Source organism: Vibrio sp. QJM3NY_35 (assembly GCF_057785915.1).
The window spans coordinates 1,592,151-1,607,642 of record NZ_CM173508.1; the positions used below are offsets into that span (position 1 = coordinate 1,592,151).

The 15,492-nt window shown below is 43.5% G+C and carries 11 protein-coding genes and 2 pseudogenes; 10 read left to right on the forward strand and 3 right to left on the reverse strand.

The window, feature by feature from the left end; genetic code table 11:
* The first annotated feature begins 12 nt into the window (after window positions 1-12).
* Both AC3CH3_RS22265 and AC3CH3_RS22270 read left to right on the forward strand, forming a co-directional pair.
* On the forward strand, window positions 13-918 hold the full coding sequence (locus AC3CH3_RS22265; protein WP_017631156.1) for a LysR substrate-binding domain-containing protein: 906 nt from the start codon (window positions 13-15) through the stop codon (window positions 916-918).
* Between the two features lie 204 nt (window positions 919-1,122).
* Window positions 1,123-1,617 carry a DUF1097 domain-containing protein gene (locus AC3CH3_RS22270; protein ID WP_017059817.1) on the forward strand — a complete coding sequence of 165 codons (495 nt, stop codon included), beginning with the start codon at window positions 1,123-1,125 and terminating at the stop codon, window positions 1,615-1,617.
* 176 nt (window positions 1,618-1,793) lie between these two features.
* On the opposite strand, the gene AC3CH3_RS22275 is transcribed toward AC3CH3_RS22270, so the two are convergent.
* On the reverse strand, window positions 1,794-3,539 hold the full coding sequence (locus tag AC3CH3_RS22275) for an ATP-dependent endonuclease (RefSeq protein WP_019821169.1): 1,746 nt from the start codon (window positions 3,537-3,539) through the stop codon (window positions 1,794-1,796).
* Window positions 3,540-3,777: 238 nt separating this feature from the next.
* On the opposite strand from AC3CH3_RS22275, the gene AC3CH3_RS22280 reads away from it, so the two are divergent.
* From AC3CH3_RS22280 to AC3CH3_RS22300, 5 genes are all read left to right on the forward strand, one after another.
* Entirely contained in the window at window positions 3,778-5,517 is a 1,740-nt protein-coding gene (locus AC3CH3_RS22280) for a bifunctional metallophosphatase/5'-nucleotidase (protein ID WP_488538478.1), read from the forward strand.
* A 637-nt stretch (window positions 5,518-6,154) separates the two neighbouring features.
* On the forward strand, window positions 6,155-7,156 hold the full coding sequence (locus tag AC3CH3_RS22285; protein WP_488538479.1) for a TerC/Alx family metal homeostasis membrane protein: 1,002 nt from the start codon (window positions 6,155-6,157) through the stop codon (window positions 7,154-7,156).
* Between the two features lie 313 nt (window positions 7,157-7,469).
* Window positions 7,470-7,658, forward strand: coding sequence for a hypothetical protein (locus AC3CH3_RS22290; RefSeq protein ID WP_017058324.1), 189 nt, complete (start codon window positions 7,470-7,472; stop codon window positions 7,656-7,658).
* 393 nt (window positions 7,659-8,051) lie between these two features.
* Window positions 8,052-9,341 carry a DEAD/DEAH box helicase gene (locus tag AC3CH3_RS22295; RefSeq protein WP_488538480.1) on the forward strand — a complete coding sequence of 430 codons (1,290 nt, stop codon included), beginning with the start codon at window positions 8,052-8,054 and terminating at the stop codon, window positions 9,339-9,341.
* A gap of 198 nt (window positions 9,342-9,539) precedes the next feature.
* The gene (locus AC3CH3_RS22300) at window positions 9,540-11,258 is read left to right on the forward strand and encodes an autotransporter assembly complex protein TamA (protein ID WP_488539088.1); all 1,719 of its coding nucleotides are present in this window, start codon (window positions 9,540-9,542) and stop codon (window positions 11,256-11,258) included.
* A gap of 300 nt (window positions 11,259-11,558) precedes the next feature.
* Here AC3CH3_RS22300 and AC3CH3_RS22305 read toward each other — a convergent pair.
* Window positions 11,559-12,383 (reverse strand): annotated as a pseudogene (locus AC3CH3_RS22305) (phospholipase D-like domain-containing protein); the annotation flags it as partial.
* Between the two features lie 79 nt (window positions 12,384-12,462).
* Between AC3CH3_RS22305 and tnpA the strand changes: the two are divergent.
* From tnpA to tnpC, 3 genes are read left to right on the forward strand one after another with little or no spacing between them, the layout of a single operon-like run.
* A complete protein-coding gene (gene tnpA, locus AC3CH3_RS22310) occupies window positions 12,463-12,774 on the forward strand; it encodes an IS66 family insertion sequence element accessory protein TnpA (protein WP_488537056.1) in 312 nt (103 codons plus the stop codon).
* Window positions 12,771-13,124 carry an IS66 family insertion sequence element accessory protein TnpB gene (gene tnpB, locus AC3CH3_RS22315; RefSeq protein WP_261893880.1) on the forward strand — a complete coding sequence of 118 codons (354 nt, stop codon included), beginning with the start codon at window positions 12,771-12,773 and terminating at the stop codon, window positions 13,122-13,124. The genes tnpA and tnpB overlap by 4 nt, the downstream gene beginning before the upstream one ends.
* A 59-nt stretch (window positions 13,125-13,183) precedes the next feature.
* Entirely contained in the window at window positions 13,184-14,743 is a 1,560-nt protein-coding gene (tnpC, locus tag AC3CH3_RS22320) for an IS66 family transposase (protein ID WP_488538481.1), read from the forward strand.
* Window positions 14,744-14,764: 21 nt separating this feature from the next.
* On the opposite strand, the pseudogene AC3CH3_RS22325 reads toward tnpC, so the two are convergent.
* A pseudogene (locus tag AC3CH3_RS22325) lies at window positions 14,765-15,418 on the reverse strand (phospholipase D-like domain-containing protein); the annotation flags it as partial.
* Between the last annotated feature and the right edge of the window lie 74 nt (window positions 15,419-15,492).

The window sequence follows — 15,492 nt, forward strand, 5'->3', positions numbered from 1 at the left end:
TAAGGATGAATTTTGCGTTATTCATTAAAGCAACTCGCGGTATTTGATGCAGTGGCAGATTCCGGGAGTGTTAGTATTGCAGCAGACAAGTTGGCGTTGACTCAATCAGCGACAAGTATGTCTCTTGCTCAGTTGGAAAAAATGCTCGGCAGGCCTTTGTTTGAAAGGCAGGGCAAGCAAATGGCTCTTACTCATTGGGGTATGTGGCTAAGGCCAAAAGCGAAGCGTTTACTGCAAGACGCACAGCAAATAGAAATGGGCTTCTATGAGCAGCATTTATTGAGCGGAGAGCTTAAATTAGGTGCGAGCCAAACACCCGCAGAACACTTGGTTCCAGACCTCATCAGTATTATTGATAACGACTTTCCAGAGATGCGAATCTCGCTCGGTGTACAAAGTACCGATGCCGTTATCGATGGCGTATTAGATTACAAATATGATTTGGGTGTTATCGAAGGTCGTTGTGACGACAGCCGAGTTCACCAAGAAGTGTGGTGTACGGACCATTTAACCGTGGTTGCATCCGCCCATCACCCGTTTGCGAAGCGTGAACGAGTGAGTTTGGCGCAACTAGAGCAAGCGAAGTGGGTATTACGCGAACACGGTTCGGGTACTCGCAAAGTTTTTGATAGCTCTATTCATCATTTAATTGGTGATCTTGATGTTTGGCGAGAGTATGAACACGTTCCTGTTTTAAGAAGTTTGGTAGCAAACGGCCCATATTTAACGTGTTTACCTTATCTAGACGTCGAGCAGTTTGTTGAATCAGGTCAGCTTGTGACCTTGAATGTTCCAGAGCTTGAGATGGAACGTACGCTTTCATTCATTTGGCGTGCCGACATGGCAGAAAACCCACTTGCTGAATGTATCAAGCGTGAAGGCAAGCGTATGATGAAAGGCAAACCGTCAGTTCTGTAACGATAAATTGATAGAATGCTGATAACCGATTGTGTTGAATAAGCGATTTCGGTCTCTATCTAGTGATAAATGCACATTTGCGTACATTATTAATGTGATCGAGATCGTCTAAATGAAGGCGTTCTTACCATAGTATGCTTACTTGATTTTAAGTGAGGCTAAATCCGGTTGCGTTCAATGACGTAATTAGGCTTTAGAAATAGTATGAGTACATTAGTCGCGATTTCATTAACAACAGGTATTTTGTCAGGTCTTTGGGGATGGATAGCTATCTCTTTCGGCTTATTGTCATGGGCAGGTTTCCTAGGTTGCACCAGCTACTTTGCTTCGCCAACAGGCGGTGTTAAAGGACTAGCAGGAAGCTTATTGACCAACATGACAGGCGTATTCTGGGCAATGGTGATTATCGAAAGCTCAACCTTCGCAGGGTTAGAGATTTTAGGCTACATGATTACTGCTATTGTGGCTTTCTTTATGTGTATTCAAGCAAAACAAGCGTGGCTCGGTTATATCCCTGGAACCTTTATTGGTTGCTGTGCGACGTTTGCTGCAGGTGGCGATTGGCAACTTGTAGTACCATCTTTACTGCTTGGTGGTGTATTTGGATACTTGATGAAAGCAACGGGGCTATGGCTTCACGAGAAATCGACTCAATCTTCGGAAGTTGTTGAACAACATGCTAAACAAGCAAAAGCTTAATCAAAACGTTGAGCAAAGGATAGTTTAGTCACTGTGAACTCTTGCAAGATAACCCCCAATTAATTTGTATATCGATTTATACAGGCACACCGTTTGGTGTGCCTTTTTTGGTTGAGGCGACTAGCTAAATATTTCATCAGTAGAGTAACTGATAGCATCTATAAGACAAATTATGCTTAGGTATTTCCATTCGCCATGGTGATCACGCGTTTTAATGTCCACCTTAACAAAAGTGGAATGCATTCTTGTCCTTGATTCTCGCAATGAGAAACAATGGCGAGTGCAAGGTCGGGTTTTGCATGTTTCTTCAATACCTTGGCAACCACTTTCTTTGGAGGGATAGGGTGATCGTAGGGAATCTTAACCATGTCACGGAAAAAGTTCTCGAAGCCGTTCATATACAAGTAATGTTCGATATCTTTATCTGGCAGTTCCGTGAGTCGATGTCTTTCCTGATCATTACCAAGCTTCGATAGCACCGTTGCTGCGTATTTTTTACCCGCCGCATCGCCGTCAGTTACCACATGCCAATCAATGCCAAACTCTTGCGCGACCTTAATCAGTGCTTTGAGGCCTGATTGAGCAAACTCGATAATCTGCACACCTTCCGCAGCAAGGTTATATCCGCATTGGTTGGCTAACTCATTAAACAACCAAACCTCTGTTTCACCTTCTACTAATAGCCAGCAACGGGCAAACAGTGCTCCTGAACGGTGGAATCGAATATGAAAACCAATTCGTCTTAGCTCATCTTTACTGAAGTGGTTCATGTTGAGTTGATTAGCGATGGTTTTGTCTGATTGACGTACCAATCGGCGAATCGATTGTAATGGTACGGCTGCAAGTAGATCGCCACTGTTGGTGGTGAGGATTTTCTGCATGGGCAATTTCTGCATTAAGCTCCAAGCCCTTGCCAAGTGTGTTGGGTGCAATCGACCTTCTGGATCTTCAAGGATCAAAAGAGGGCGCGCACATCGTCTTAAGTCGTTTGGCCCTTTAGCTTGTAGATAAGCGTTAAGTAATCCCATGAATAATAAGCGGGTTTGTTTATTTTTGGTCTCTTCGACGAGTTGATGAATACTCTGATCATTGGTACCCGCAGAATAAAGCAATCCGTCTCGCTGTTTTCTAGGGTTACGACGAGAAGTACTTTTGAAAGAAAAATAGTGCTCAATCAAACTTTGCATCGACTCTAGGCTACTGCGCATTTCACCTTTATTAACATGTCCGGGTATCGCCATGAGACGACGGCAGGTGTTGTCGATTCGTTTTTCTATTCTTGCTTGGCGTCCATTACCGTTATTGGCGCCGTTTCCATTTGTAGCATTTCCATTACTCGCATGATGCGCCCCGTTACCATTTGAATTCGCATGACCATTGCTAGGAAGGTGAGCGTTGTGGTTAAGGGATTTGCTGTTGAAAGGACGATCAAAGTGTCTTGCATCACGCAAGCGTATTACGGGATGTAAAGTCATGAGTTCTTGAGCGAGCTTCTCAGAATGATGAAGTTTGAGCGGATTGCCGTCCAGCCCTAAAAATGCATAGTGTGTGGTTGTTTCATACTGTTCTAGTGTCGCGCTGATTCGATAATAGATACGAAACACACCAAACTCATCTTGAACCCAGATCGGCTTGAGTTTGCGATAACGACCAGCGTTGAGTTCGCTCTTGTCATTGGCTTTTAATGCGAGAACAATTTGAAGATGTTGAGACTGTGGATGTGAAACCGAGTAATCGACATGAAAATCAGTCATTTCGAAGTGATATGGCACACCGTCAGAGGGAAGAACGACGGAAAGGGCATCCAATAATGAAGACTTACCCCAAGTATTTTCACCAATCAGCGTGGTTAGCTCATCAAACGCGAGTGACATGCGCTTAATACCTCGAAAGCCAGAAATCTCGATTCTTTCTAGTTGCATAGGCTTACTCCTAACGGAAGGCTCTGCTAATTGTTTGAAAGCTAACAGATATCTTTAATCATAATCGAAAAATACCAATCCGGTATGCTCACCTGTCACAAAACCCGCTGTTTATTTATACGGATCGAAACGAGATTTTTGATCTATCTCGAGTATTTTTTTGCAGTGCAGTTTCATAAAATTCACGATTCTGTCATGATTCTCGACCTAGTATGAAGGGACAAAGAGAGAAGAAAATATGACTAAAAAGAATAAGCCGACAAAAATAGTGTTGGCACACATCAACGACACCCACTCATACTTTGAACCAACCTCGTTACAGCTATCACTTAAAATGAACAACCACATCATTGAACCTTATGTGAGTGCAGGTGGCTTTGCTCGAATTTCAACACGCTTTAAACAAATAGAACAAGATGCCCAGCGTCAGAAGGTTGGAACCCTGTTCCTACACGCTGGTGACTGCTTCCAGGGGACTTTGTACTTTTCTTTATTCAAGGGAAAAGCCAACGCCGATTTGTTGAATGCCCTTAATATAGATGCCATGACGCTTGGCAATCACGAGCTAGATATGGGTAATGAGCCCGTTGCGATTTTCGCGAAAAGAATCAAATTCCCATTGTTGGCCGGTAACTGGAATCTATCGAATGAGGATATCAATAAAACTCATACCTTAGCGGACAACGAAATTGTTAAGCCTTATCTGACTGAAACGCGAAGTGCTTCTTTTATAACGAAAGAGTTTGATGGCGAGAAGGTTGCAATATTCGGCTTAAGCATCGACAAGATGGCAGGCATTGCTAATCCAGATATCGATACACCATTTGAAAATGCTTTAGAAACAGCAAAAGCGACCATTGAGCAGATTCATAAAGCTGGTATCAACAAGATTGTGTTACTTAGCCATCTTGGTTACGAAGCTGATTTAGAGTTAGCAGCCAACGTAACAGGTATTGGTGTCATTGTTGGTGGTCATAGTCATCGCTTACAAGGTGATTTCTCTGATATTGGCTTAGTTAAAGATGATGATTACGGCGTGAAAATCGGTGACACTTATGTTGTGCAAGCGGGTTTCCATGCAATGAGTCTAGGACACTGCGAAATTGAGTTCGATACTAAAGGCAAAGTGACTCACTTTAACGGTAAGAACGAACTGCTATTAGGCCGTCGACTGTTTATAGACGCAAAATTGAGTGAAGTAGGGCAAGACGATGCCCACGATATGGCGTGTGAGTTTTTGAACAACCACCCCAATATTGCGGTATGTAAAAAAGATCCGGAACTTCAGAGCATTCTTACGGATAAATATCAGCCGAGAGTTCGAAAGCTTCAGCAACAAGTTATTGCTCATGCAGATACAAAACTGCGCCACATACGTATCCCGGACGAGAAAGGCCCGAGCCAACTAGCGCCCTTAGTTGCTCAATCATTTCACTACCTAATGAACAAAAAAGGTCATCAGGTTGAATTTGCCATTCACAACGCAGGTGGTGTTAGAAATTCACTGAATAGCGGCGACGTCTCTGTTGCCGATATTGCCGGAAAACTACTACCGTTTGCCGTACCCATTGGTGTGTATGAAGTAAAGGGTGAAACGATCGCAGGCATGCTTGAAGGTGCAATCAACAATGCTTTGGATAATGGCGTTGTAGGGACAGGTTCAGGCAGCTTTCCTTATACGCATAACTTGAGGTTTTGTTACCACAAAGAAGCACCTCTAGGGCATAGGGTTCACCATTTAGAAATTCACTCTGAAGTATTGGGCTGGCAGGCTGTTTCTCGTGACCGTATTTACCGAGGCGCGTCGTCAGCCTATACCATGAAAGGAAAAGAGGGCTATAACGCCGTCTTGGATATGATAGGTGATGGCGTGGTTACGACCGACTCAATGGCTGACTGTTTCATCGAGTTTCTACAAGACCACCCAGAGTCACTGCAACACAACGAGCCGCTGAATTGTTTGGAGTGTTTTAGATAACCACAACTGATGCAGATGCTTAATGTTATTACGTTGGGTTATTTATAAAATTGGCATTGTTTATGCTTTATCTCTGCAGGTCGCCTTCTTGTGGAGATATGCATGGATAAGAAAGATTGGTTAGATGCGGTAGCGGTTGTCGGTTGGGTATCGGTTTGGTCCGCGTTAGTGTACTTGGTACCCGCTGCAGGTTTATAACATAGCGTGCCTTTAATTAACTGTAAGACAAAGCGCGTACAAGACTCGTTCGTTATTTGTATCATTGAGTAACGGATTTGTATCATGAGTAACGGTATTAGGGGTTAACCCTCTCAGTAGTATCCTCAGAATCAATACGAATGTCGTTTTGACAAACCTATAGAAATAAATGAGGAGCGTTTTGCTCCTTTTTTATTTATTTCCGAAAATTTTTCTAGACGAAACAAAGATAGAGGAATATTATCCACGCGTTTGGGGAGTAGTTAGCGCAAGTTTACATATCGTCATCTCGTTAGGCCAAGAGTCTATCCGGTATGTAAAGGTGAAATCCCATATTTCACTTCAACGAGACCAACGCAATCACAATCAAGATCCGTCGTGGAACTTGATAGTTTTGTTTGCGGAAGGTCTTTGTACAGTTCTTCCGCCCGGAGGAATAATGAACTCAACTCAATCTCTATTATCTACAAATAGTGAATCCTTTTTTTCATCGCCAATCATGACGACTTATGCGGGCTTTTTCCTGCTGACAGTCATTCTCGTCTCTATTGATATCTATCAGACTCGTGGTGGTAGTGTAACCATCAAGAAAGCGGCAATTTGGAGCGTTTTCTGGTTTGTGCTCGCGTTTTTATTTGCTGGTTCCATTTACCTTTTTTGGGACATCTATGCGCCGAATAGTGAATACACAGCCCAAAAAGCAACCGTGTCATTCATTACCGGTTACTTGCTAGAAAAATCATTGAGCGTAGACAACTTGTTTGTTTTCGCGATGATCTTTGCCCAGTACCAAGTTCCTGAACATCTAAGACCTCGTGCGCTTCTTTGGGGCGTAATTGGTGCATTGGTGCTTCGTGCAATTATGATCGCATTAGGTGCTCAGCTATTGGCTGAATACCATTGGGTGCTTTATGTATTTGCTGCATTCCTAATTGGTACGGGTATTAAACTGGCGCTAGACAAGGGCGAAGAGGAGAGTGTGAATACGCTACCTGAGAAGTTACTTCGTAAAGTGATGCCTGTGACAGAAGACTTCCATGGTCCCGCGTTGATGATCAAGCAAGGCACTAAATGGGTACTCACGCCAATGATGTTGGTGATTGGTGCCATTGCGGTTATGGATGTGATGTTTGCACTGGATTCTATTCCTGCAATTTTCGCCGTTACGCGAGAGCCATTCTTAGTACTGGCTGCAAACGTATTTGCATTGCTTGGCCTTCGTTCTTTGTACTTTGTTCTGCAAGGCATGATGGATAAGTTCATCTACTTGAAGCCTGCACTGGCATTCATCATGGTATTTATCGGTGTGAAAATGCTATTGGTTGACAGTGAATGGGCTATCCCAACTTACTGGTCGCTCGCTGTACTCATTTTTACCATGACGATTGCGGTTATAGCGTCGATTTATGCGAAGAAGCCAGGTATTGAACAAGTAAATTAAAAACAAATATAACTTATCGAAAAGTCGATAATGAACACGTGGCTGATGAAGTGGGAAATTTATTTATGTAAATTTCCTGTGACATCAGCCACTGTTGTTTGCGGGGTATTTGTACTAAATGCATGATTTAAACACAATATTGAATTTATAGTCACTATGGGTGCATATGTATTTTTTGGTATTGTTAATGGTTTGTTTTATTAGAAAAACTAATCTCAAAGTCTAATTTTAGTCATTTTTTAACCCGCAAAAGATCACCTATTATTCTTGTCATCAGAACGAAACACATTAACAAATTTATAGAGAGGCAATCATGGCTCAAGCAGTACAAATGAATACTATCGCTGTTCCTAACTCTATGGATAAGAAGACCTACGCGGTTAACTTCAAAGGATTGATTGCACACATTTTTGATATTCTTTTCGTAGACAACTCTCCACGTAGTTACTACGCAAGCGACCTGTCTGGTCACATGCAACGCGATATCGGTATTAACCGTTAATCTAAGCGTAAACGCATAGAATAAAAGAAATACAGAATCTAAAAAACGCCAGCTTCTTACGCTGGCGTTTTTGTATCTGAAAGAAAACTTTATCTCTTCACAAACTCAGAACCTGAAAGAAAAACCTAGGCATAACGGTCTTTATTTGAGCGCCATTCAATTCGCTTTGTACAAGGATCACGGTATGTCACACGTCGAATGCGACAATGATAAAGGTAAGAATGTATGTAAACGAGGTGGATACGGTGAGTAGTGAGGTTCTAGCATCGATAACTTGGTTTCTGACGGGTATTAATCGGGGAAATAGAAGCGAAAGGGCGATTTAGTTACGTAATACTGCTGAAATACGTTAATATAGCGCGCTATTATTTTAGCTTTGAGTTCCTGCAATTAATGACTAACACCACAACACCAACCAACTTCTCTGATCTTGGCTTAATCTCTCCTTTGATGGCTCGTTTAACAGAGCTTGAATACCAACAGCCAACGCCTATCCAAGCGCAAGTTATTCCAAGTGTGTTAGCAGGACGCGACCTAATTGCAGGTGCAAATACGGGTTCAGGTAAAACTGCAGCATTTGCACTGCCGCTGTTACAACAAATCCATGAAGATTCACCTTTAGACCGCAGAGCAGGCAAAGGTAACTTTGTGTCTGGTCTTATCTTAGTTCCTACTCGTGAACTTGCTAAGCAAGTGGCTGACAGCGTTAAGTCTTACGCAGTACACTTCAATGGTGCGATCAAAACGGTTTGTGTATTTGGTGGTGTATCGGTAAACACTCAGATGCAAGCGCTACGTGGCGGTACTGATATCTTAGTGGCGACACCAGGTCGTCTGCTTGACCTTATTTCAAGCAATGCTGTCAAGCTTGATAAAGTTAAAACGTTAGTGCTTGATGAAGCTGACCGTATGTTAAGCCTTGGTTTTACAGAAGAACTAGACGCAATCTTGAAGTTACTGCCAAGCAAGAAGCAAACGCTATTGTTCTCTGCAACGTTCCCGGAACAAGTTCAAACGCTTACTCACGAACTACTGACAGATCCAATTGAAGTTCAACTTCAAAGTGCTAATGCGAGCACACTGGTTCAACGTGTATTCGAAGTAGAAAAAGGCCGTAAGACAGCATTGTTAGCGCATCTGATTCAGCAACATGAATGGCGCCAAGCACTGATCTTTGTTAATGCAAAGAACAGCTGTGAACACCTAGCAGACAAGCTCTACAAACGTGGCATCATTGCAGAAGTCTTCCACGGTGATAAAGGGCAGGGCTCACGTACTCGTATCCTTGAAGATTTTAAATCTGGCGAGATCGACGTTCTGATCGCGACAGACATCGCGGCACGTGGTCTGGATATCGAAAAGCTTCCAGTGGTTATCAACTTTGATTTACCGCGTAGCCCATCAGACTACATGCACCGTATTGGCCGAAGTGGTCGTGCGGGTGAGGTTGGCCTTGCGCTATCTCTGATTGATCACGAAGATTACCACCACTTTAAAATCATCGAGAAGAAGAACAAGATTCGTCTTGAACGTGAGCAAATCGAAGGCTTTGAGGTAGATGCGGAAGCGGTTGCTGAGTTGATAGCAGCGCTTAAGCCTGTTGCGCCACCTGCTGGCACAGGCAAGAAGAAAAAGAAGAAGAAAGCAGCACAAAACCAAGATGTGTGGCTAAACAATAACTGATCAACAATCGGTAAACAGTCGATATTCTAAAGGCGCTTAATGGCGCCTTTTTTGTGCCTAAAGCATGGGGAATGTAAATAGATAGAATACGGATGTCCTGATATTTAAAATCAACCAAGTTGCCTTGTAGGATAACGTCCTCCATAAGAGATTCAGCAATTTCACGCTTTGCTCATAACCTATTCAGGTTTTTAGCAACTGGGTAACTGCGTGAATACCTCGATTAATCAAATCATACTGGCAGCTTCACTTCTCATGGTTATTCAGGCGTCTGCGATAGGCGCGGACTTTAAAGTTAAAGGGTTGAACAAAACCCTTACTGAAAATGTAGAGTTGTACTTAGAGCCGTTAGCTGATGTCCCAGTTTCACAGCTATCGCATACTAAGCTATTGAAACGAATCCAAGACGCACTTAACCCTTATGGTTACTATCACCCTCAGATAGATATCGAACTTGATGATACTGACCACATGAACTTGAACATCGATTCTGGGCCTGTGATGTACATTGCGGAATCGATTGTAAAAGTCACAGGAGAAGCGAGTAAAGATGAAGAGTTCATCAACATACTCAAGCAAAGCCGTTTAAATTCTGGCTTAACATTATCTCACCAAGAATATGACCGAACTAAACATGCGATTTTCTCCTTAGCAAAGCGTAAAGGTTACTTTGACGGTCAGTTTGTCGAGTCGAAGCTTGAAGTTATTCCCAGTGAGAACATCGCCAACATTTACCTACATTTTTCAAGTGGCCCACGCTACAAGTTTGGTTCTATCAGCATTCCTGAAGATGGGGTTGAACCTACCCGCATCGGAAAAATTCCGACATTCAAACAAGGTGACGACTTTGACACCATCAAGTTAGGTGAACTGCAGTCTGATTTGTCTGAAACGCAGTGGTTTCGTAGTGTCGTTGTACACGGTGACTTTAACCACCTTGATGATAATCTAGAAGTGCCAATCGAAATCATTGCTGAGCCAAGCTCTCGTAACATCGTACAAGTGGGAGGAGGTTATTCTACTGATCTCGGGTTACGTGCCTCTCTCAACTGGTCAAAGCCTTGGTACAACCGAAGAGGGCACAGCTTTGAAACACAAACGTATTTGTCTGAACAAGAGCAATCACTGCAGTTGGGTTATAAAATCCCAACAGAGAAAGTCACGACCGATTACTTTGGAATTCAGTTTGAGTCAAAACGAATTGATCATCGAGACACCAATAGCTTTTCAAACGATCTTAAGTTTGAACGTTACTGGCAACTAGACAGCGATTGGCAAAGCACTATTTACGTCAAATACTTACATGAACAGTATCGCCAGGCGTCTGAGGAAGACCAATCGCAATTACTGCTACCTGGCATCAGTTTTTCTCAAGTAGATCGTAAGAATGATCAACTAGAACTCAATCATCGACACATCTATTCCGTTGAGTATTCTGACCCCAATCTATTTTCTGATTCAAAGCTGCTTCGCTTAGAAGGAAACAGCGTTGTTTCGTGGGATATTAGTGACAGTCAGAAGCTGCATTTTCGTTCAAACATCGGTATTAACATTGCTAAATCGTTGTCGGAAGTACCGTCTTCACTGCGTTATTTTGCTGGTGGTGATGGAAGTTTACGCGGTTATGGTTATGAATCGATTTCTCCAAAAGACGATAACGGTGAATTAACCGGCGCGCGCTACATGTTAACGGCAGGCCTTGAATACCAGCATCAGGTCTATCGGTCAATTTGGGTGGGCGCGTTTCTCGATGTTGGCGATGCGTTTGATGATGAAGCTGATTGGAAGCGTGGTACTGGCCTTAGCCTGATTTGGAACTCGCAATTTTTGCCTGTAAAACTCGACTTCGCTTATGGCTTAGATGCCCCTGAAGGCGATGAGTTTCGTATTCACTTTTCTTTGGGTACTCAATTCTGATGCTCGTACTTTGTTTGAGCTCTCGCTAATGGGTATTCAAGCCAATTAAAGAGTCGAATCCAGAGTTGAAAGTCGGTATTTATCAACGGCAGGAGGATGTGGGCATACTTACGATGCGGACCTACTAAACTACGTTAGAATGGTCAATAACGTGGACAATAGAACCATTACACCAAGCATGTAAGATTCGTTTTTCTTCAGACAAAGAAACCGCGCATGTGACGCGGTTTCTTTGTTTTATGGTTCAGAGATTAGTTTACAGAGTTTTGCTCTAGCTAAGACAAGCATTCAGCCATTGGATTACAGCTCAAACTCGCCATTCATTTTTCGAAATAACCAATCCGGTAGTTTGTTCCATGAACTGTAGTTTGGGCTCTTCTTGTGTGTTTGTTCGCCTGAAGTCCAAATAGTTTCGCCTGATTGGGCTCGCGAAACAGCCCAGAACAAATCCTCTTTCTGACGCGTTAAGTAGTGTGTCACTTTCTGCGCAAACTCTGGGTTATCAATCAACACACCAAACTCAACGTTTAGAAAGTCTGACCTTGGGTCAAAGTTAGAAGAGCCAATGTAGGTGACTCGGTCATCTAAAATTACTGTTTTGTTGTGGTAGTAGGTATCAACATGAAAGTAGTGATCATCATTGATAGCCTGGCTTTTGTACTCATAGATGCCTACGCCTTTGTCGAGTAAAGTCTCACGGTGTTTCTCGTAATACGCTGGAACAAAACCGGAGTCATTGGAAGCCGATGAGTTGGTCAGTAAGGTGACTTCGGCTTGGTTCTCTCTAAGCGCATCAACAAATACAAACTGGTTATCGCTGGGCACCATATAAGGCGTAGAAATTAGAGCCTTAGACGGCGTCGCTACTTTTTGCTTCATTAAGTGCTCTGTACGTAGACGAAAGTAAGGCTTGTTGTCATCGAGCTTCTTTAACGAATCAAATAGAGGCGTTATAGATGCTTTAATAAATTCTGGTTCACTCAAGTGATTTATCTGTTTCTCAACGTCGAAAATGATCTGTTCTTTATTCTTCTCGCCTTTGTTCATTGCTTTAGTAAATGCTTTGTATCGACCTTGTTCTTTGACTTTGATTCGTTCTTGAATGGGAACAACATATTTGCTCTGTAAGCGCTCCATAAACCCCGCATTCTAATCGCCTAACACGAATAATAAGATCAAGTCTCCAACCATGAGGAGATTTGAAATGGGAAAACGACACACTAAACAAGAATGGCAAACGCTTATCGAACAATCTGAATCGAGTTCATTGTCAACGATCGCATTCTGTAAGCTCAATGAACTCAATCCCTCAACGTTTTATGCTAAGCGCCAACAACTCAAAAAAGCGGATGTATCTCAAGGCTTTGTCCGAGCAGAGGTCGTCGAAAAGACAACGAAATACCAAGCTCAAATAGCAACCGCTAACATGACCCTTCTCGTCAATGATGTTGAGCTGAGTATTCCTCAAGGCACGCCTGCAACCTACCTAGCAGAGCTCATCGGGGCGCTGTCATGAAACGCATGCTGAGCGCACCAGACATTTATCTGTATCGTGAGAGCGTCGATTTTAGAAAGTCCATCAATGGCCTCGCTGCAATTATCGAAAGTGACACCGATTTACCCTTGGGGAGTGGCGCACTGTTCCTGTTCACCAACAAACAGCGCGACAAAATCAAAGTGTTGTACTGGGATAAAACAGGCTTCGCCCTGTGGTATAAGCGCCTCGAAAAAGCCAAGTACAAGTGGCCATCAAAAGAGAAAAATCAGGTATTTACCTTGACTCAATTTGAGCTTGATAGGCTGCTTTCTGGCTTCACAATTATCGGCCATAAACCTGTCACAATAAACGATTTTACAATGACTTAAACGATAATAAAGCCTTATCCACCAAGCGTTAACGGCACGATTTTAGTATAATCAATGTCATGAAAAAGACACTAAATATCGACCCAGAAAGTCAAGATATTGCCGAGCTACAAGCGATGGTGAAAGCACTGATGCTCTCGAATGAGCAGAAGGAATCACAATGGCAACAAGAGCGTCAATCGCTGCTTGAACAACTCAAGCTTGCCTTCGACCGTCAATTCGCGAAACGCTCGGAGGCGTTAAAGCCTTACGATGAATCTCAAGGAGATCTCTTCAACGAAGTGGAATGTGAAGCCGCTAAGGAAGAAGAGGTTGAGGTCACGACCACGACCACGACCACGACCACGACCATAACGAAGAAGCGTGGTAAACGTAAACCACTTCCAACGACCTTGCCTCGAGAGGTTATCGAACTCGATTTAGACGACCATGAAAAGCAGTGTTCATGCTGCAATCATAACCTACATAAAATCGGCGAAGACCGCAGTGAGAAATTAGAGTTCACACCAGCAGTGCTTAAAGTGCAGGAATATGTCCGCCCTAAATATGCGTGCCGCGAGTGCGAGAAAACAAAAGACAATAGCCGCATCGTTCAAAAGCCAGCCCCGCAGAGTCTTATCCCTAAGAGCTTCGCGACAGAAAGCTTGCTTGCCAATATCATTCTGGGTAAATACCAATACGCGATGCCACTTTATCGGCAAGAGTCGCTGTTTAATCAGTCGGGTATCGAGCTATCACGCACCACCATGGCAAGGTGGATTATCCAAGTCAGTGAGAAGTTCGAACCTTTATATGAAGCGCTGAAAGACCATCTTCTTCAACAAGTAGTGGTTCAAGCGGATGAAACGCCGCTTAATGTGCTCAAAGAAGAGAAACAGTGTTACATGTGGCTCTACTGCTCGGGCGCCGACTCACCCGAAGCCGCACTACCGAATATGAAAAATATCGCCTTGTACGACTACCAAAACAGTCGAGCGAGGGTGTGCCCTATTGCCTTTTTAGGCAGCTACAACGGTTATCTACAAACCGATGGCTACGCGGCTTATGATGGACTTCATCAAGTGACAAATGTGGGGTGCTTAGCTCATGCTCGGCGAAAGTTCATGGACGCTAAGAAGCTTCAAGGCAAAGGTAAGTCGGGCAAGGCCGATAAGGCGCTGGCTAAAATCCAAAAACTCTACGGGATAGAATCACGTTTAAAAGGTGCGTCTGTCGAAGAAAGAAAAGCAGAGCGTCAAGCGTATGCCAAACCGATACTGGATGAACTTTACGAATGGATGACGACCCAGAAAGTGATAGGCTCTAGTGCACTAGGTAAAGCGATAAAATATACGCTCGGACAATGGCCAAAGCTCATTCGTTATATCGACGATGGTCACTTATCTATCGATAATAATCGCGCTGAACGCGCAATTAAACCGCTGGTCATTGGCAGAAAAAATTGGTTGTTCTCTGACACACCAAACGGTGCTGGTGCGAGCGCGATGCTTTACAGCATCGTCGAGACCGCGAAAGCCAACGGACTTATCCTCTACGACTATCTGGTCAAGTGCATGAAAGAGTTGGCGAAAGCAGAGCCTGATATCGACGCACTCCTACCTTGGAACTTCAAACATTAGCAATATCGCCCCGTGGGTTCATGGGGCGGATACTTTGCTCTCCCAAAGAGCTTGGTAGTTTTGGTCGAAAGACGCTATTACCGTACCTCGAAACAGAACGTCCATATCAAAGAAATTGGCATTTTCGCTATAACCAAAGTAATCATTACCAATGTTTCTTCCGCCCAAAATCATTGATTGGTGGTCAACATTGAAGTACTTCTCGTGAAGTCGATTATCCAGTTGTTTTTGATGAGTCGAGAAGTTGAACGCACGACCAACCCAGCCAGCTTTTCGTGATTCAAAAGGGTTGAAAAGTCGAATCTCAATATTGGGGTGTGAGTCCAATTCCGCTAACCATTTGTCATTAAAAACCAGCAGGTCATCTAAGGTCAGTCGGACGCGTACACCACGATCCGCCGCTTGCTTTAGCTCATCTAGAAGCATCAAACCTAACGTGTCACGCTCCCAAGAGAAGTAAGTCATATCTATCGAATGTTGTGCTTGGCGAACGAGGTCGATACGACGAGCGAAGGCTTCTGGGGCAGTCGGGATCAGGTACACTTCTGCTTGGTGTTCCGTACTTTGCCAATTTGCTTCGAAGTCAGGTTCAACATCGGGATAAGGTTGGGCACACCCTGTGACTAAAGCAATTAACATCATTGTGCATGTTGTTTTTAGTTTGCTAAGCGTCATAACTAACCTGCGTTTGAGCGTAAAATTTGGATATAAAAACGGCCAGCGAGCTGGCCGTTACAGTAGAAGGGGTG

Bases quoted from the DNA above. Each gene is read 5' to 3' on its own strand.
- tnpA (WP_488537056.1), top strand. From the start codon at position 12,463: ATGGGAAAACGACACACTAAACAAGAATGGCAAACGCTTATCGAACAA.
- tnpC (WP_488538481.1), top strand. From the start codon at position 13,184: ATGAAAAAGACACTAAATATCGACCCAGAAAGTCAAGATATTGCCGAG.
- tnpB (WP_261893880.1), top strand. From the start codon at position 12,771: ATGAAACGCATGCTGAGCGCACCAGACATTTATCTGTATCGTGAGAGC.
- AC3CH3_RS22290 (WP_017058324.1), top strand. From the start codon at position 7,470: ATGGCTCAAGCAGTACAAATGAATACTATCGCTGTTCCTAACTCTATG.
- AC3CH3_RS22270 (WP_017059817.1), top strand. From the start codon at position 1,123: ATGAGTACATTAGTCGCGATTTCATTAACAACAGGTATTTTGTCAGGT.
- AC3CH3_RS22285 (WP_488538479.1), top strand. From the start codon at position 6,155: ATGAACTCAACTCAATCTCTATTATCTACAAATAGTGAATCCTTTTTT.
- AC3CH3_RS22275 (WP_019821169.1), bottom strand. From the start codon at position 3,539: ATGCAACTAGAAAGAATCGAGATTTCTGGCTTTCGAGGTATTAAGCGC.
- AC3CH3_RS22295 (WP_488538480.1), top strand. From the start codon at position 8,052: ATGACTAACACCACAACACCAACCAACTTCTCTGATCTTGGCTTAATC.
- AC3CH3_RS22280 (WP_488538478.1), top strand. From the start codon at position 3,778: ATGACTAAAAAGAATAAGCCGACAAAAATAGTGTTGGCACACATCAAC.